At 63.5% G+C, this 17,324-nt stretch carries 16 protein-coding genes; 14 read left to right on the forward strand and 2 right to left on the reverse strand.

The genetic code is table 11. The annotated features are described in order from the left end of the window. Nucleotides 1-57: 57 nt before the first annotated feature. A complete protein-coding gene (locus MJ8_RS04275; protein WP_201413239.1) occupies nt 58-480 on the reverse strand; it encodes a pilus assembly protein N-terminal domain-containing protein in 423 nt (140 codons plus the stop codon). 344 nt (nt 481-824) lie between these two features. Between MJ8_RS04275 and MJ8_RS04280 the strand changes: the two genes are divergently transcribed. The 9 genes from MJ8_RS04280 to MJ8_RS04320 all read left to right on the forward strand — a co-directional run bounded on the left by MJ8_RS04280 (nt 825) and on the right by MJ8_RS04320 (nt 10,008). Further along, complete coding sequence (locus MJ8_RS04280) at nt 825-1,004, forward strand: Flp family type IVb pilin (protein WP_201413240.1); 180 nt, start codon at nt 825-827, stop codon at nt 1,002-1,004. A 159-nt stretch (nt 1,005-1,163) separates the two neighbouring features. Then, complete coding sequence (locus MJ8_RS04285; RefSeq protein WP_201413241.1) at nt 1,164-1,682, forward strand: prepilin peptidase; 519 nt, start codon at nt 1,164-1,166, stop codon at nt 1,680-1,682. Between the two features lie 231 nt (nt 1,683-1,913). After that, the gene (gene cpaB, locus MJ8_RS04290) at nt 1,914-2,726 is read left to right on the forward strand and encodes a Flp pilus assembly protein CpaB (RefSeq protein WP_201413242.1); all 813 of its coding nucleotides are present in this window, start codon (nt 1,914-1,916) and stop codon (nt 2,724-2,726) included. After that, on the forward strand, nt 2,723-4,231 hold the full coding sequence (locus MJ8_RS04295; RefSeq protein WP_201413243.1) for a type II and III secretion system protein family protein: 1,509 nt from the start codon (nt 2,723-2,725) through the stop codon (nt 4,229-4,231). The genes cpaB and MJ8_RS04295 overlap by 4 nt, the downstream gene beginning before the upstream one ends. 14 nt (nt 4,232-4,245) lie before the next feature. Further along, nucleotides 4,246-4,977 (forward strand): CpaD family pilus assembly protein, encoded by a 732-nt coding sequence (locus tag MJ8_RS04300; protein WP_201413244.1) that lies wholly within the window; start codon nt 4,246-4,248, stop codon nt 4,975-4,977. Nucleotides 4,978-5,022: 45 nt separating this feature from the next. After that, nucleotides 5,023-6,306: an AAA family ATPase gene (locus MJ8_RS04305; RefSeq protein WP_201413245.1), complete on the forward strand. Its 1,284-nt coding sequence runs from the start codon at nt 5,023-5,025 to the stop codon at nt 6,304-6,306. A 30-nt stretch (nt 6,307-6,336) separates the two neighbouring features. Then, nucleotides 6,337-7,833: a CpaF family protein gene (locus MJ8_RS04310; protein ID WP_201413246.1), complete on the forward strand. Its 1,497-nt coding sequence runs from the start codon at nt 6,337-6,339 to the stop codon at nt 7,831-7,833. Between the two features lie 131 nt (nt 7,834-7,964). Further along, on the forward strand, nt 7,965-8,978 hold the full coding sequence (locus MJ8_RS04315) for a type II secretion system F family protein (RefSeq protein ID WP_201413247.1): 1,014 nt from the start codon (nt 7,965-7,967) through the stop codon (nt 8,976-8,978). Between the two features lie 13 nt (nt 8,979-8,991). After that, entirely contained in the window at nt 8,992-10,008 is a 1,017-nt protein-coding gene (locus MJ8_RS04320) for a type II secretion system F family protein (RefSeq protein WP_201413248.1), read from the forward strand. A 180-nt stretch (nt 10,009-10,188) separates the two neighbouring features. Here MJ8_RS04320 and MJ8_RS04325 read toward each other — a convergent pair whose 3' ends face one another. Then, a complete protein-coding gene (locus tag MJ8_RS04325) occupies nt 10,189-11,022 on the reverse strand; it encodes a tetratricopeptide repeat protein (protein ID WP_201413249.1) in 834 nt (277 codons plus the stop codon). Between the two features lie 125 nt (nt 11,023-11,147). Here MJ8_RS04325 and MJ8_RS04330 point away from each other — a divergent pair, with 125 nt between their 5' ends. The 5 genes from MJ8_RS04330 (at nt 11,148) to pdeM (ending at nt 17,321) form a co-directional block, all read left to right on the forward strand. After that, nucleotides 11,148-12,512: a leucyl aminopeptidase family protein gene (locus MJ8_RS04330; protein WP_201413250.1), complete on the forward strand. Its 1,365-nt coding sequence runs from the start codon at nt 11,148-11,150 to the stop codon at nt 12,510-12,512. A 61-nt stretch (nt 12,513-12,573) separates the two neighbouring features. Continuing rightward, nucleotides 12,574-12,924, forward strand: coding sequence for a MarR family winged helix-turn-helix transcriptional regulator (locus tag MJ8_RS04335; RefSeq protein ID WP_040985896.1), 351 nt, complete (start codon nt 12,574-12,576; stop codon nt 12,922-12,924). Between the two features lie 28 nt (nt 12,925-12,952). Then, entirely contained in the window at nt 12,953-13,813 is an 861-nt protein-coding gene (locus MJ8_RS04340; protein WP_201413251.1) for an NlpC/P60 family protein, read from the forward strand. A gap of 242 nt (nt 13,814-14,055) precedes the next feature. Next, nucleotides 14,056-16,587, forward strand: coding sequence for a ligase-associated DNA damage response DEXH box helicase (locus MJ8_RS04345; protein ID WP_201413252.1), 2,532 nt, complete (start codon nt 14,056-14,058; stop codon nt 16,585-16,587). Nucleotides 16,588-16,604: 17 nt separating this feature from the next. Beyond that, a complete protein-coding gene (pdeM, locus tag MJ8_RS04350; protein ID WP_201413253.1) occupies nt 16,605-17,321 on the forward strand; it encodes a ligase-associated DNA damage response endonuclease PdeM in 717 nt (238 codons plus the stop codon). The last annotated feature ends 3 nt before the right edge of the window (nt 17,322-17,324 follow it).

A 17,324-nucleotide genomic window follows, 5' to 3' on the forward strand; every position in this document is an offset into this window, starting at 1 on the left:
TCGTCGGGCGAGCATTAAGCTGTCTTTAATGCCGGCGGGTTCGCCCCTTCGCAACGCTCAGTGCCCGGCGCTCATTTCGGATTCGGAAGCCTTCTCGGCCTCGCTCTTGAACGCACTCTCGCAATAGGGTGTGCAGGACATGGTCTGGACTTCGGCGCGTCTGTAGATGCGTACCGAGGAAGCGGCCTGCCGCACGACGGTCACCTGTTCATCGATGATCGGGCTGCCGTCCGAATCGAGCACGACCATGTTGGTGACACCGAAGCCCTTGCCGGTGAGAACGATGGTCGAGGCGTCCTGCACGGAGGCGTCGGCGATCGCCGGATTGCCGATGACGACCGTGTCGGCAGCGCGTGACAATTTGACGATCTTTGCCTGGTTCATGGTGACTTCTATGCCGGCGCCGGCCCTGGCCGGCATGACCAACGCGGCGGTTGCCAGCAGCGCGGCGATTGGAAACAGCGATCTCGACGACGTCATTGAAGCGCTCCCGGCGGGCAGATTCTTCACGGAACATGAACGAGATTGGTGAAGCAACGGTTAAGCCGGCCCGGCATGATTAAGGATCGGCTTGCATGTGCGTTATGCGTCGATGGCGCTTGCTGTTTTAGGAATAGTGCACAAGCGCCGGTTTCCCAAGGGCCCGAGCCGGCTGGCGATGTTTAGGCCACGGTTAACCAACCGGCGCGTTCGCCACCGGAAAGGAATCGGTAAGGCTGTTTATTAAGCCGATCGAAACGGCTTCTCCCTAGATTTGCAGCATCCGATCAACCGCAAAGAGAAGTTGACGGAAGTGCTGTAACACGTGGAGTAGGAGCTCTCGAATGTCTAATCTCATTGCACGTTTCGTGAAGGACGAATCCGGCGCAACCGCCATCGAATACGGTCTGATCGCCGCCCTCATCGCGCTCGCCATCATGGTCGGTGCTACCCAGCTCGGTGGCGCGCTGAACGCCAAGTTCGCCAACATCGCCTCGACCCTCAACGGCGCCACGGCTCCGTAACAAGACCGCGCTATCGCGTCTTTTCAATCGCAAAAAAGAAGGGCTGCCAGCTGGCGGCCCTTTTTCATGCGTCCGGCCGACTTTGATCGTCCGGCCTCATCGTTCGTTAATCCGGCGCGCCTAGGATGCCGCCGGAAAGCTGCATGGGCGCCGCAACCGATGCTTGAAGCCGTGATCTTCGTCGTCTTCCCCTTCTGCATGCTGTACGCTGCGGTATCGGACACCTTGTCGATGACGATCGCCAACCGCGTTCCCGTGCTGTTGGTGGCGACATTCGCGCTTGTCGCGCCACTCACCGGTATGGATTGGGCAACCTATGGCTGGCACTTCGCTGCCGGTGCCCTCGTGCTTGCGGTGACGTTCGGCCTCTTTGCGCTCGGCGGCATGGGCGGCGGCGACGCCAAGCTTCTGGCCGCGACCGCTCTATGGATGGGCCTCAACATCAACCTGATCGGCTATCTGGTGACGTCGGCCTTCATCGGCGGCCTGCTTACGGCGGCAATCTTAGCCTACCGGAAATCACCGCTCTCCATGTACACCGGTCACAACCGGTTCCTGCGCCATTTCGCGGACGAGAGCGTCGGCGTTCCATATGGCATCGCGCTGGGGGCGGGTGGGCTGATCACTTTCCCAGACTCGCCGCTGATGGTCTGGGCGCTGGAAAGGCTCACGACATAGGCTTGGGCCGAGATCGATATCGGCGACTCCCGGGCGGCTTGGCCGCCTTTTTGTTAAATTCCAAGGCGGCCCGGCCGCCTTTTTTGTTAACGGCGGGCCGTTCCGTCTAATTTGAGTAAACCTTAAATTAATCACGATCGTAAGCATTGCATTAACCTTGTTTTGACGATTGCAGCTGCAAAGTCCGGCCTGGCGAGGTGGTTTGCCTTTAAGGCGAAGGGTTACGGACGAATGCCAGCATCCCGATTGATTATTCTGGGCGTGGCTGCGGTCGCGGCGGGTGGCGCGGGCTATGTGGCGAAGAACATGGTCGTGGCGCCGCCGCCTCAGGTCGTGGTCGATGCGCCCAAGCAGCCGGCGATCGCGTTGCAGGATGTGCTGGTGCTTTCCGGCGACGTGCCGATGGGCAGTCAGCTCGGCAACAACATCAGCTGGGAACAATGGCCGGCCGATGGCGTCAACGCCAATTTCATCACGCGCGCGGCCGAGCCTGATGCGATCGAAAAGCTCAAGGGCTCGGTCGCCCGTGTCGCCATGTATACCGGCGAACCTTTGCGGCGCTCCAAGCTGGTCGGCGAGGGGCAGAGCTTCATGTCGTCGATCCTGCCTTCCGGCATGCGCGCCGTCGCGACCGCGATATCGGCCGACACGTCCGCCGGCGGCTTCATCCTGCCCAACGACTTCGTCGACGTCATCATGACCCGCCGCGCCGACACCGGCAATGGCGGCAGCGGCTTCAACACCTCCACGATCCTCAAGAACATCCGCGTCCTGGCTATCGACCAGACCATCCAGGAAGACGAGGAGGGCAAGAAGACCCGCGTCGGCCAGACTGCGACGCTGGAGCTGACGCCGCAACAGGCGGAGATCATCACGGTCGCGCAGCAGATGGCGGACCGCCTGACTCTCGCGCTGCGCCCGATCACCGACATCCATGAAAAGGTTACGGACGAGGCCGACTATCTGGTCAACGGCAGTGGCCGGCGCGGAACGGTGCGTCTGATCAAGTCGGGCGAAGTTTCCGAGGTGGGAGCAAGGAAATGAGGCTGAACGGTAAACTGCTGCTCTCCCTCGCCGCCGCGGCGATCGGTTTTTTCCTGGTCGGCACCAGCGCCCCTGGACTGGTCGAAGCCAAGGCCGCTAGCGCCGGCGTGTCGGCTTCCGTCGCCACGCAGCGTGTCAAGCTCGGCCTCAACAAATCCGTGGTCATCGACTTGCCGAGCGACGCCTATGACATCCTTGTCGCCAATCCGGCGGTTGCCGATGCCGTGACCCGCACGGCGCGGCGCATCTATCTCTTCGGCAAGGCGGTCGGCGAAACCAACATCTTCGTTTTCGGTCCCAATGGCGAGCAGATCGTCAGTCTGGATCTGGCCGTCGAGCGCGACGTCGCCGGGCTGGAAGACTATCTGAAGCGCTTCATTCCGTCCTCGCAGATCAAGGTCGAGCTGCTCAACGACAACGTCGTCCTGACGGGCATGGTCGACACGCCACTCGATGCCAAGCGCGCCGTCGACCTGGCCACCATCTTCGTGTCCGGCGGTGAAGCGACGACGGGTCAATATTCGCAGACCGCCGCCGGCGGCTCAGTCAATGGCGGCGTCGACATCAACAATCCAGACCAGGAGCGTCGCACCTCCAAGATCGTCAACCTCCTGCAGATCGTCGGCGACGACCAGGTGACGCTCAAGGTGACCGTCGCGGAAGTCAGCCGCTCGGTGATGAAGCAGCTCGGCGTCAATATGGTTGGCAGCGGTGGCAGCAACGGCATAACCTTTGGCTCTACCGTCGACACTTATCCCGGTCTCGGCAAGCCTCTTTCCAGCTCGGGCCTGAACTTCGCCAGTTCTTCCCTGCAAGGCACCATAAACGCCATGGAACAGTCGGGTGTCATGAAGACGTTGGCGGAGCCGACGCTGACCGCCGTGTCGGGCGAGAAGGCGACGTTCAAGGTCGGCGGCGAATACAACTTGGTGAGTTCCGTCACCAACAACAAATCGACAGACAATCAGACTGGCGAAAGGACCTGGACGGCAGACAAGGTTGAGTACGGCATCGGCTTGGAGTTCCAGCCGGTGGTGCTATCTGCCGGCCGCATCAGCCTGAAGGTAAGAACCGCGGTTTCGGAGCCAACTACAGAAGGTTCGTTCGCGTTGGGCGACACGAACATCATATCGCTGCGTAAACGCCTGGCGGACACAACCGTGGAATTGCCTTCCGGCGGTTCCATGATGATCGCTGGCCTCGTCCGCGACGATGTCCGCCAAGCCGTCGACGGTTTACCCGGACTGACAAAAATTCCCGTCCTCGGCACGCTGTTCCGCAGCCGCGATTTCGTCCGCAACGAAAGCGAGCTCGTCATCATCATCACACCCTATCTGGCGCGGCCGGTGGCACGCAACGACCTGGCGAAGCCGGATGATAATTTCAATCCTGCGAGCGACGGCGCCGGCATGTTCCTCGGCCGCGTCAACCGCGTCTACGGCACCATGCAGACCGACAGGCCGCCGGGCCGCTATCACGGCGTGGTCGGCTTCATCTACAAATGAGTGGGAATGCGGATATGTCCAAGTCAGCATTGAAAGTCATGACGGTCCGGACAGCATCCGGTATCGCCAGGATCCATCGGCAGATGATGCCGGCACTGGCGGTCATGCTTGCGGCATCGCTCTCAGGTTGCGCCAACCGCGACAGCATCACGGTAGGATCAATTCCGGACGACTACCGCACGACCCATCCGATCGTGATCGCCGAGAAGAACCAGAAGATCGATCTGCCGGTCGGCGCCGGCGATCGCGGCATGACCGGTGCGCAGCGCGATGCGCTGCTCGGCTTCCTCGACGGCTACGACAGGAGCGCCGCGCCGGCATTGACGATCGCGATGCCCGCCGGATCCGCCAACGAGGTTGCGGCACGGGCCGCCGGTCGCGATTTTGCCAGGCTCGCCATGGCGGCGGGCGTCAAGCGCAACCGCATCGTCATGACATCCTATCAGTCGGCGGTGCCGGAAGCGTCCGCGCCGGTGCGCGTCGCCTTCGTCGCGGTGCGGGCCCAGACCGACAAATGCGGCCGTTGGCCAGATGATCTGACGGACACGTCGGAAAATAAGCATTATGCCGACTTCGGCTGCTCCTATCAGAACAACCTCGCGGCCCAGGTCGCCAATCCCAACGATCTGATCGGGCCGCGCAAGCAGTCCGACATCGACGCTGAGAACCGCGGCGCGGTAATCGACACATATCGCGCCAGGGGTATCTCCGACGAGTTCCTTGGCAACTCGGAAGTGACTTACTAGGCCGCGCCGCACGACGAAGAGAGCAGTCACGGAAAGAGCATGACGATGAGCAATCTTGCCTACGATACGCCCGCGGAGATCGGCGATCTTTCGCAGCAGGATATCGCCGCCATGCAGGCGCTGCGTCCCGTGCCGCGCATTTCGATCCAGGCCTTCTGCGAGACCGAGGGAGTCGCAAATCCCGTCGAGCGCGCCGGCGAGGATCGCCGGATGGCCAAGGCCCATCTCAAGGTCCACATGGGAGGCATCCCGACCGCGATCGAGTTCTACCAGTCCGCGCCGACGCCGAACCTGATCCTGCTGGAATCGCGCAGCGAACCGCAGCAATTGCTCGAGCAACTCGGCCAGCTCGCGGAATACTGCGATCCGTCCTCCAAGGTCGTGGTCATCGGCCACTACAATGATGTCGGGCTCTATCGCGAGCTGATCCGGTCCGGCATTTCCGAATATGTCATCGCGCCGGTCTCGATGACCGACATCGTCAGCGTCGTGTCGTCGATCTTCGTCGATCCGGAATCGGAGCCGATCGGCCGTTCGATCGCCTTCATCGGCGCCAAGGGCGGCGTCGGTTCGTCGACCATCGCTCACAACGTCGCCTGGGCGATGTCTTCCCTGTTCAAGTCCGAAGTCGTCATCGCCGATCTCGATCTCGCCTTCGGCACTGCCAATATCAATTTCGACCAGGATCCGGCGCAAGGCATCGCCGAGGCGGTGTTTTCGCCCGAGCGGGTCGACGAGGTCTATCTCGACCGTCTGCTCGCGCAATGCGCCGAGCATCTGTCGCTGCTCGCGGCTCCCTCCACGCTCGAGCGCGTCTACGATTTCGACCCTGAGGCCTTCGCACAGGTCATCGAAACGGCGCAGCGCAGCGCGCCTTTGCTGGTCCTCGACGTCCCCCATGTCTGGAGCGGGTGGTCGAAGAGCACGCTGACCAAGGCGGATGAGATCGTCATCACGGCCACGCCCGAGCTCGCGAACCTTCGCAACACCAAGAACATGGTGGACATGCTGAAGCGGCTGCGTCCGAATGATCCGCCGCCGAAGCTGATCATCAACCAGGCGGGCGTGCCGAAGCGGCCCGAGATCGCGGCTTCCGATTTCGCCGAGCCGCTCGGCATCACGCCGATGGCCGTGATCAACTTCGAACCGCTGCTGTTCGGCAATGCCGCCAACAACGGCCGCATGCTCTCCGAGATGGACGCCAAGAGCCCGGTCGTCGCGACCATCAACGAGATAGCGCATGTGCTGACCGGACGCAGCGAAATCAAGACAAGGAAGAAGGCAGGCCTGGGTTCGATCCTGGGCAAGCTCTCGCGCAACAAGAAGTGACGCCGGTTGAGCGGCATCGGGTAGTCGATCATGTTTGGTAAAAGAGGCAAAGACGACGGCAGCCGGGCAACGCCCGAATTCCGTCCGCCGGCATCCGCTCCCGCCCCCGCTCCGACGGGGACGATGACGGCGGAACGTCCGGCCGCGCCGCCTCCCAGCACGCCGGCCGCGCCGCCTGCGCGCCGCCCGGTCGAGGCGCCGCCCATGGCGCCGGAGCCTCCAAGAAGGGTCCAGCGCGAGCGCTCGGAGACCTACTACGACACCAAGAGCCAGGTCTTCTCCGCCCTGATCGACACGATCGACCTGTCGCAGCTAGCCAAGCTCGATCCCGAGAGCGCGCGCGAGGAAATCCGCGACATCGTCAACGACATCATCGCGATCAAGAACTTCGCGATGTCGATCTCCGAGCAGGAAGAGCTGCTGGAGGACATCTGCAACGACGTTCTGGGCTATGGACCGCTGGAGCCGTTGCTTGCCCGCGACGACATCGCGGACATCATGGTCAACGGCTCCAAGAACGTCTACATCGAAGTCAACGGCAGGGTCGAACAGACGGGCGTCCGTTTCCGCGACAACCAGCAACTGCTCAACATCTGCCAGCGCATCGTCAGCCAGGTCGGCCGGCGCGTCGACGAATCGAGCCCGATCTGCGACGCGCGCCTTCCTGACGGCTCGCGCGTCAACGTCATCGCGCCGCCTCTGTCGATCGACGGCACCGCGCTCACCATCCGCAAATTCAAGAAGGACAAGCTGACGCTGGACCAGCTTGTCAAGTTCGGCGCCATCTCGCCGCAGGGTGCGGAAATCCTCAAGATCATAGGCCGCGTCCGCTGCAATGTCGTCATCTCAGGCGGTACCGGCTCCGGCAAGACGACGCTGCTCAACTGCCTGACCAATTATATCGACCGCGAGGAGCGCGTCATCACCTGCGAGGACTCGGCGGAACTGCAGCTGCAGCAGCCGCATGTGGTTCGTCTCGAAACCCGGCCGCCCAATCTCGAGGGCGAGGGCGAGGTGACCATGCGCGACCTGGTCAAGAACTGCCTGCGCATGCGGCCCGAGCGGATCATCGTCGGCGAAGTGCGCGGACCGGAAGTGTTCGACCTGCTGCAGGCGATGAACACCGGCCATGACGGCTCGATGGGAACGATCCACTCGAACAGCCCGCGCGAATGCCTCAATCGTATCGAATCGATGATCGCCATGGGCGGCTACTCGCTGCCGCAGCGCACGGTGCGCGAGATCGTCGTCGGCTCGATCGACGTGATCATCCAGGCGGCTCGCCTGCGCGACGGCTCGCGCCGCATCACCCACATCACTGAGGTGGTCGGCATGGAAGGCGATGTCATCATCACCCAGGATCTTGTCCTCTACAACATCAAGGGCGAGGACTCGAGCGGTCGGCTGGTCGGCGAGCATGTGTCGACGGGCATCGGCCGCCCGCATTTCTGGGACCGCGCCCGCTACTATGGCGAGGAGCAGCGCCTGGCCAATGCGCTCGAGGCGATGGAGAAGCGCGCTGACTGATTTGTCTGGAGGTCTGAAGCAATTCCAGGAAAAGTGTGAAGCGGTTTCCCGTCCGGAATTGCGTGTAAGCAAAGAGACAAGGCATTTCGCCGTTTCTTTGGAACGGCGAGATGCCTTGGGGGCACCGGTCGATGTTCGGAATTGACACCACCGTACTGGCTTTCGTCGTGCTCGCCGGCCTAAGCGCCGGCGCGGTGGCCTATGCTTTCCTGTTCACGCGCATCGACAACGAGAAGCAGGCCGGCAAGCGGCTTCAGACCATCAAGACCGCCGAAACCGACCGGTCGGTGGTGAAAGCCACGCGCGATCGCGCCGCGGAAGCGGTCAAGCGGCGCAAAAGCCTTCAGGATTCCCTCAAGCAGCTCGACGAGAAGCAGAAGACCAACGACCAAAACGTCAGGAAGCCGCCGCTGAAGGTTCAGATCCGCCAGGCCGGCATGCAGGTTCCGATCGAGCGCTTCTACCTGTATTCGGCCGTCTGCGGCTTCGTGCTGACGGGCCTTCTTTTTCTCGTCGGCGCGCCGTTGTGGGCTCTGCCCGGCGCCCTGCTGGCGGGCGGTCTCGGCCTGCCGCGCTGGTTCGTGTCGTTTCGCCGCACACGCCGCGTCAAGGCCTTCCTGGAAGAGTTCCCGAACGCGCTCGACATCATCGTGCGCGCGGTCAAGTCCGGCCTGCCGCTCAACGACGCGATCCGCCTGATCGCCAACGAATCGCCAGAACCGGTGCGGTCCGAGTTCCGTCGCATCGTCGATTCCCAGCAGATGGGCATGTCGGTGCCCGACGCCGCCATGCGCATGTCCGAGACCATGCCATGCAGCGAGGCCGGCTTTTTCGGCATCGTCATCCAGATCCAGTCACAGGCCGGCGGCAACCTGTCCGAGGCGCTTGGCAACCTTTCGCGCGTCCTGCGCGACCGCAAGAAGATGAAAGCCAAGGTGGCGGCGCTGTCGATGGAAGCCAAGGCATCCGCCGTCATCATCGGAGCGCTGCCCTTCGTCGTCGCCTTCCTCGTCTACCTGTCGAGCCCGAACTACATCATGCCGCTGTTCACCACCAATGTCGGCAACCTGATCCTCGGCTGCTCGGGTGTGTGGATGTCGATCGGTATCCTTGTGATGCGCAAGATGATGAACTTCGAAGTGTAGGGGCGCGGTTCCCGTGACAGAGCAAGTCGTCAAAACACTCACCGACCCTTCCTTCCTGATCGCGATGCTGGTCGGCATTGCGGTTTTTGCGACCGTCTTCACGCTCATGCCGGCGTTCGGCGGCACGTCGCTCAAATCGCGCATGAAGAGCGTGGCGCTCGAACGCGACAAACTGCGCGCCGAGCAGCGTGCGCGGCTGGCCAACGAGGCCGACCGCCGCCGCAAGGGCCTGCGCGAGGAACAGTCGATCGGCATGCGCAACATCGTCGACCGCCTCGATCTCAGGCGCGCGCTTGCCGATGAAAGCACGATCCAGAAGCTCAAGGTCGCGGGCTTCCGCGGCCAGAACCCGCTCACGCGGTTCCTCTTCTTCCGCCTCGTCCTGCCATTCGTCGGTTTTGCCTTGGCGGCCATCTATCTGTTCGTGCTCGGTGGCCTGCCGCAGCAACCGGCCTTCATCAAGCTGTTCGTCTGTGTCGTCGTCGCCTATGGCGGCTTCTACGCGCCGATCCTCTACGTCAACAACCGTGCGACCAAGCGCAAGCAATCGATCCAGCTGGCGTGGCCGGATGCGCTCGACCTGATGCTGATCTGCGTGGAATCCGGCATGTCGGTGGAAGCGGCCTTGCGCAGGGTTGCCGACGAAGTCGGCACGCAGTCGGTGGCGCTTGCCGAGGAATTCGTGCTCACCAATGCCGAGCTGTCCTATCTGCAGGACCGCAAGATCGCCTATGAGAACCTGGCAAGCCGCACCGGCCTGGAATCCGTGAAGTCGGTGTCGCAGGCCCTGGTCCAGGCCGAACGTTACGGCACGCCAGTGGCGCACGCGCTGCGCGTGCTTGCCTCGGAAAGCCGCGACATGCGCATGAACGCCGCCGAAAAGAAGGCCGCGGCCCTTCCGCCGAAGCTCACCGTGCCGATGATCCTGTTCTTCCTGCCGGTTCTGTTCGCCATCATTCTCGGGCCGGCCGGCATCCAGGTCAGCCAGCGCGGCATCTTCGGCGACCAGCACAGCTCCTCCAGCCAGTAGGCGGGCCACCATTCGCGTCAATCAAAAAGCCGCGCGGGGGTCCGCGCGGCTTTTTTGATTTTCGAAGATGGTCGACGCTTTTGAGCATTTCACCGTTTCACGGAAACGGTGAAATGCTCTATCTCCTTGTTTTTACGCAATTCCGGGCGGAAAACCGCTCACACTTTTCCTGGATTTGCTCTAGTTCGTGGCAACTTTCGCCTTGTCTTTGCTCTTGTCCTGATCCTTGAGCTGGTTCCAGGCGTTCTGCTGGGCAAGCATTTGGCGCAAATAGGCGACATTGGCCTGCGCCTGCTCGGGCGACAGTTCCTGCGAGGCGATCTTCTCGGCCTCGTCGAAGCGGCCCTGCAGTCCGACGACCAGCGCGAGGTTCTGCCGCACCCGGCTGTCGGCGCCGGGCTGCTGGGCGGCCGAACGCATATAGGTCTCGGCCGTGCGCAGGTCGCCTTCGAGCACGTAGGACATGCCGAGATTGGACAGCACCGAAGGTTCGTTCGGTTTCAGTTCCAGTGCCTTGCGATAGTCCTGCCGGGCCTCGTCCTTCTGCCCCATCTGGTCGAGAATGGCGGCCTCCGCCGACACCAGCTTCCAGTCCGGATATTCGGGCGTCTGCGCGCGGCGCACTGCGTCCAGCGCAGGTTCGAACTGCCCGTTGGCGGCAAGCGCCTTGCCATAGGCCGCCAGCACGTCGCGATCCTTGGGATAGGCGATCGCCAGCTTGCGCATCACCGCCAGCGACTGGTCGGCGTCGCCGTCCATCTGCAGCGCCGCCGCGAAATTTATCGCCAGGCGCTTGTCATTCGGGTTGCGGGCGTAGGATTGGCCGAGCCTCGACGTTGCGGTGTGCAGGTCGCCGGCCGACATCGTTTCCAGCGGTCTGCTGTCGGAGCGGGAGATGGAGCCGGTGGTGAACTTGCTCGTGCTGCCGCAACCGGCCACGCTGGCTGCCAGCGCCGCCATGAAGACCGTGGTGATCATACGCTTGGCTGTAAGGTTCAACGCTTCGGTCGGCATCGGCGCCCGGTCTCCATTCCTGTGCGGCCATTGGCTGGCCGTCTTCCCTCCCGCAGAAATATTCTGTTAACCCTAATGGACCGTTAAGAAGCGCCGACTCAAGATGTTCGGCCGGAGATCATCACATGCCTGTCGAACTCGTTGCCCAGAAGCCGGAAGCCGCCTTGCCTGTCTATCTGGTGGCAAAGGACGCCCTTGAAGCCGCGGCGCTGCCGCCGCCCGCCATCGCCTGGGCAAGAGGCAACGGCTTTGCCGGCGAGGCGGGGCGCACCCTGGTCCTGCCGGGCGAGGACGGCAGCTTTGCCGGCGCATTGTTCGGCACCGGCGATGGCGAAAGCGTTCTTGCCCTCGGCGCGCTCGCAAGGTCGTTGCCGGAGGGCGACTGGCATTTCGCGTCGGCCCCCGCGCAGCCCGATCTCGCCGCGCTCGCGCTTGTCCTTGGGGGCTATGTCTTCACACGCTATGGCAAGAAGCCCGGCAAGGCCTTGCGCTTTGCGCTTCCGGAGGGCGCCGACGCCGCGCATGTCCTCCGCGTCGCCGACAGCGTGTTCCTGGCACGCGACCTCGTCAACACGCCGACCAGCGACCTGGGACCGCTCGAACTGGAGGAAGCCGCCCGGAACCTCGCGGCCGCGCATGGCGCCGATATCTCGGTGATCCATGGTGACGATCTGCTGGCGCGGAATTTTCCGATGATCCACGCCGTCGGCCGCGCCTCGACCGGGGCGCCGCGGCTGATCGACATGACGTGGGGGCCGAGCGATGCGCCGAAGGTGACGCTGGTCGGCAAGGGCGTCTGCTTCGATACCGGCGGCCTCGACATCAAGCCGTCGTCGGGCATGCTTTTGATGAAGAAGGACATGGGCGGCGCCGCCAACGTGCTGGGCCTCGCCTTCATGATCATGGCGGCGAAATTGAAGGTCCGGCTGCGCGTGCTGATCCCCGCAGTCGAGAATTCGATCGCCGGCAACGCCTTCCGGCCCGGCGACGTGCTGCGGAGCCGCAAGGGCATCACGGTCGAGATCGGCAACACCGATGCCGAAGGGCGGCTGATCCTGGCCGATGCGCTGGCATTGGCCGATGAGGAGAAGCCCGATTTGCTGATCGATATGGCGACGCTGACGGGGGCCGCGCGCGTCGCGCTGGGGCCGGATCTGCCGCCCTTCTACACCGCTGACGAGACGCTCGCCGCCGACATTGCCGCCGCATCCGCCGCAGTCGAGGATCCGCTGTGGCGCATGCCGCTTTGGCGCCCCTACGATGCAAAGCTTTCCTCGAAGATCGCCGACATCAACAACGTGACGACCGACGGCTTTGCCGGGTCGATCACCGCAGCGCTTTTCCTCAAGCGCTTCGTCGAGAAGACCCACAGCTGGGCGCATTTCGACATCTTCGCCTGGAACCCGGCCGACCGTCCGCACGGCCTGACCGGCGGCGAGGCGCAAGGCATTCGCGCCCTAGAGCGGATAATTACGCAGCGATTTGCCTGAGCGATCGGCGGGTGTCCGCCACTGAAACGGAACCGAAACAATTTGCCGGCATGCTTGGGCAATGTCGATCTCGATGCGCCCGAGCCAGGCCTTGCGACTGTGGCAGCAGGTGATGCTGGCCCAGGTGCGCGACGGCGAGCCCGATCTCACGATGCGCCAGACGGCGATCCTGTTCACCATCTATCTCGACCCGCCGCCGCACACCGTGCGCGGGCTTGCGGCAAAACTCAACGTCACCAAGCCGGTCATCACCCGGGCGCTGGACACGATGGGCGCGCTGAAGCTGGTCTCGCGCCATCGCGACGAGCTTGACAAGCGCAACGTACTGATCCGGCGCACGGTGGAAGGCGCGCTCTTTGTCGAGCGCTTCGGCGATGGTATCGTCGCCAGGGCGCACGAGCTGCCCATCTGACCTCACTGCTGACGACTGGATTATCGATTTGACCGCCAGGGATGCCCGCCTTCATGCCTTCCGTTCCGACCTTGCCGATGCGAGGCTGAAAGGCGAGGTCGCCGCCGACCGCTTCGTCACCGGCCGCCCGGCGCGGATCACGGCCTCCGTCGCCGATCTGCGCAAGGCGCCGCGCCCGGATGCGGGTGTGAATACCCAGGCGCTGTTCGGAGACGATGTGCTTGTCTTCGAGGACGCCGAAGGCTGGGCCTGGGTGCAGGCCGAGCGCGACGGCTATGTCGGCTATGTGGCCGACAATCTTATTGGCGCGCGCGACCATGCGCCGACCCACATCGTCGCTGTACCGCGCACCTTCCTCTATCCCGGACCGGATCTGCGCTTTCCGATCGGCGGTCAGCTGTCGATGGGCTCGACGGTCACCGTCAACGGTTCGGCTGAAACGCGCGGCACGCACTACGCGCTGCTGCCCTCCGGCCAGGCGATCATCGCCCGCCATTTGCGGCCGATCGCCGAATTGGCCGACGATTATGTCACGGTGGCGGAGAGCTTCCTCGGCACGCCCTATCTGTGGGGCGGTGTCTCCGGCTTCGGCATCGACTGCTCGGGCCTCGTGCAACTCGCGATGCGCATGACCGGCAAGGATGTCCTGCGCGACTCCGACATGCAGGCGGCATCGATCGGAACGCCGTTCGAGCCGGGCCCGGACTATTCAGGTCTCCGGCGCGGCGACCTCGTCTTCTGGAAAGGCCATGTCGCCATCATGACCGACGAGAAGAATATGATCCACGCCAACGGCCACACCATGCTGGTCTCGCGTGAGGGGCTGAAGGAAGCGGTCGACCGCATAGGCTACCTCTATGGCGGCCCGACGGGGTTCAGGCGACCCTGATCTTTCCTTCTCCCCGTTCACGGGGAGAAGGTGCCCGAAGGGCGGATGAGGGGCGGCGCCGTCGTTGGCGGTTTGCCGCTATCACCCTACCTATCGTCTGACCAAAGCATCATCTCGAAGGCCGGCGCTGCCTCTCACCTGCCCGCCGGCATCCTCTCCCCGTAAACGGGGCGAGAGAACGATGGTCTCCTTTTGTTCCGATTTTCCTTGGCGATTTCGCGCCGCCGCGCTACCTGTTGCGCGTGACCGAGCAGCCGCGCCTTGCCGAACAGAACGCCGCCGTCCTGTTGCCCGAACCATTCGTCAAATGGTTCGGCGAAAAGGGCTGGGCGCCGCGGGCCCATCAGCTCGAGCTGCTGGCGAAGGCTCAAAGCGGCCAATCGGTGCTGCTGATCGCGCCGACCGGCGCCGGCAAGACGCTGGCCGGTTTCCTGCCGTCGCTGACCGAGCTTGCCAACCGTCCCAGGCGAAAGCCGGGCCAAGCGCATCGCGGCATCCACACGCTCTACATCTCGCCGCTGAAAGCGCTGGCCGTCGACATCGAACGCAATCTCGGCAAGCCGGTCGAGGAGATCGGCCTGCCGGTCACTATCGAGACCCGCACCGGCGACACGCCTTCGCACAAGCGCCAGCGGCAGAAACTGGCGCCGCCCGACATCCTGCTCACCACGCCGGAGCAGCTCGCGCTGTTGATCGCTTCGAACGACGCGAAACGCTTCTTCGAGGATCTGCGCTACGTCGTGCTCGATGAACTGCATTCGCTCGTCACCTCGAAGCGCGGACACCTGCTGGCGCTGGGCCTGGCGCGTTTGCGCAGCATTGTCCCCGATCTCCAGACCATCGGCCTATCGGCAACGGTCGCCGAGCCGGACGAACTGCGGCGCTGGCTGGTCAGTCAGGCTTCTCCAGGCGCCATGTCCGAACTCATCGTCGTCACGGGGGGCGCCAAGCCCGAGATATCGATCCTCGACTCGGAAGAGCGGGTGCCCTGGGCCGGTCACTCCGCCCGCTACGCCACGCCTGAGATCTACCGCGAGATCAAGCGGCACAAGACCACGCTGCTCTTTGTCAACACGCGCAGCCAGGCCGAGCTGCTGTTCCAGGAGCTATGGCGCGTCAATGAAGACACGCTGCCGATTGCGCTTCATCATGGATCGCTTGATGTCGCCCAGCGCCGCCGCGTCGAGAAGGCCATGGGTGAAAACGCGTTGCGCGCCATCGTCGCCACCTCGACATTGGACCTCGGGATCGACTGGGGCGATGTCGATCTGGTCGTGCATGTCGGCGCCCCGAAGGGCGCCAGCCGTCTGGCGCAGCGCATCGGCCGTGCCAACCACCGCATGGACGAGCCGTCGAAGGCGATCCTGATCCCTGCCAACCGCTTCGAGGTGCTGGAATGCCGCGCCGCGCTCGACGCCAACTATCTCGGCGCGCAGGATACGCCACCATTGGTCAACGGCGGTCTGGACGTCTTGGCCCAGCACGTGCTGGGTTGCGCCTGTGGGGCGCCGTTCCATCCCGATGCGTTGTTCGATGAAGTAAGAACGGCCGCCCCCTACGCCAGCCTGGATAGGCCTACATTCGACCGGGTCATCGATTTCGTCGCCACCGGCGGCTACGCGCTCAGAAATTACGAGCGCTACGCGCGCATCCGGCAGACCAAGGAAGGCTTGTGGCGGGTTTCAAACCCAGCCGTCGCCCAGCAATACAGGCTCAATGTCGGCACCATCATCGAGGTGCCGGCGCTCAATGTGCGTTATGTCCAGGCGGGCAGCAGGGGGGCAGCCTCGCGCGGCGGCAGGGTGCTGGGAAAGATCGAGGAAGCATTCCTGGAGACCTTGACCCATGGCGACACTTTCATGTTCGCCGGCAAGATCCTGCGCTTCGAAGGCATCCGCGAGAATGAGTGCTTCGTCTCGAACGCGCCGGGGAGCGACGCGAAGGTGCCCTATTATGGCGGCGGCAAATTCCCGCTTTCGACTTATCTCGCCGAGCAGGTCCGGGCCATGCTCGACGACCCGCAACGCTGGAAGAAACTGCCCGAGCAGGTCGCTGATTGGTTGAGATTTCAGGCGGACAAGTCGGTCCTGCCGAAACGCGACGATCTGCTGATCGAAACCTTCCCGCGCGGCAACCGGTATTACATGGTGGCCTATCCGTTTGAAGGCCGGTTGGCGCATCAGACGCTCGGCATGCTGCTGACGCGACGGCTCGATCGGGCCGGGGCGAAGCCGGTCGGTTTCGTGGCCACCGACTATGCGCTGGCCATCTGGTCACTGGCCGACATGGGCTGGATGTTCAAGAACAGAAAGCCGTCGCTGGCCACACTGTTCGATCAGGACATGCTCGGAGATGATCTCGAAGCGTGGTTCGCCGACAGCTGGCTGCTGAAGCGCACCTTCCGCAACTGTGCGCTCATTTCCGGGCTGATCGAGAAGCGCCATCCCGGCAAGGAGAAAAGCGGTCGCCAGGTGACCGTTTCGACCGACCTGATCTATGACGTGCTGCGCAGCCATGAACCCGACCACATTCTGCTGCAGGCCACTCGTACCGATGCCGCAACCGGGTTGCTCGATGTCAGGAGACTTGCCGAGATGCTCTCGCGCATCCGCGGTCGAATCATGCATAAGAATCTCGAACAGATATCGCCGCTTGCCGTGCCGATTATGCTCGAAATCGGCAAGATGCCCGTGAATGGGGAGGCGGACGAAACGCTGCTGATGGATGCCGCCACCCTCGTCGAAGAGGCGATGGGGCCCGAGATGACGGGCTGAAAGAGAGTTGAGAGGGGATGAATTTTTCGCTGTCGCGCGCAACGCTGATCGCCGAGGCCGACCTAGTCGGCATCGCCGGCGAGCGCGCCGTCTGCGATCGCCGCGGCATTCTCTATTTCCCCGATCTTCGGCTGCTGGCGGTCTCCGACCTGCATCTCGAAAAAGGCTCGTCCTTCGCCCGGCGCGGCGCGCTGATCCCGCCTTACGACACCGGGGCGACTTTGCTCAGGCTGCAGGCGGTTATCGCCGACTACCAGCCGCGGATCGTCGTCAGCCTTGGCGATTCCTTCCATGACGGCGGCGGTGCCGAACGCATGGATCGGAGTTTCCGCGAACAGCTTGAAGCGATGATGGCCGGCCGCGACTGGTTTTGGGTCGCCGGCAACCACGATCCCGAGGCGCCCGCCGATCTGCCCGGCGAGACGGTCAAGGAGCTCGCCGTCGGTTCGCTGCTCTTCCGCCACGAGCCGTCGAAGCTGCGGGTCGAAGGCGAGATATCAGGCCATCTCCATCCTTGCGCGCGCATCGTCCAGCGCGGCCGTTCGGTCAGGCGGCGCTGCTTCGCCGGCGATGGCGGCCGCATGATCATGCCGGCCTTCGGCGCCTATACCGGCTCGCTCAACGTGCTCGACCGCGCCTATGCCGGCTTGTTCCGGCTGGAAACGCTGGTTGCCTACATGCTCGGCACCGAGCGCATCTTCGCCATTTCCGGCTCGATGCTGAGGCCGGGCTGAGGT

Source organism: Mesorhizobium sp. J8 (genome assembly GCF_016591715.1).
In the GTDB taxonomy this organism is placed as follows: Bacteria; Pseudomonadota; Alphaproteobacteria; order Rhizobiales; family Rhizobiaceae; genus Mesorhizobium.

Coding starts and splice junctions, on each gene's coding strand:
- MJ8_RS04280 (WP_201413240.1), top strand. CDS start 825: ATGTCTAATCTCATTGCACGTTTCGTGAAGGACGAATCCGGCGCAACC.
- pdeM (WP_201413253.1), top strand. CDS start 16,605: ATGAATTTTTCGCTGTCGCGCGCAACGCTGATCGCCGAGGCCGACCTA.
- MJ8_RS04325 (WP_201413249.1), bottom strand. CDS start 11,022: ATGCCGACCGAAGCGTTGAACCTTACAGCCAAGCGTATGATCACCACG.
- MJ8_RS04335 (WP_040985896.1), top strand. CDS start 12,574: ATGTCGATCTCGATGCGCCCGAGCCAGGCCTTGCGACTGTGGCAGCAG.
- MJ8_RS04300 (WP_201413244.1), top strand. CDS start 4,246: ATGTCCAAGTCAGCATTGAAAGTCATGACGGTCCGGACAGCATCCGGT.
- cpaB (WP_201413242.1), top strand. CDS start 1,914: ATGCCAGCATCCCGATTGATTATTCTGGGCGTGGCTGCGGTCGCGGCG.
- MJ8_RS04285 (WP_201413241.1), top strand. CDS start 1,164: ATGCTTGAAGCCGTGATCTTCGTCGTCTTCCCCTTCTGCATGCTGTAC.
- MJ8_RS04275 (WP_201413239.1), bottom strand. CDS start 480: ATGACGTCGTCGAGATCGCTGTTTCCAATCGCCGCGCTGCTGGCAACC.
- MJ8_RS04315 (WP_201413247.1), top strand. CDS start 7,965: ATGTTCGGAATTGACACCACCGTACTGGCTTTCGTCGTGCTCGCCGGC.
- MJ8_RS04305 (WP_201413245.1), top strand. CDS start 5,023: ATGAGCAATCTTGCCTACGATACGCCCGCGGAGATCGGCGATCTTTCG.
- MJ8_RS04330 (WP_201413250.1), top strand. CDS start 11,148: ATGCCTGTCGAACTCGTTGCCCAGAAGCCGGAAGCCGCCTTGCCTGTC.
- MJ8_RS04295 (WP_201413243.1), top strand. CDS start 2,723: ATGAGGCTGAACGGTAAACTGCTGCTCTCCCTCGCCGCCGCGGCGATC.
- MJ8_RS04310 (WP_201413246.1), top strand. CDS start 6,337: ATGTTTGGTAAAAGAGGCAAAGACGACGGCAGCCGGGCAACGCCCGAA.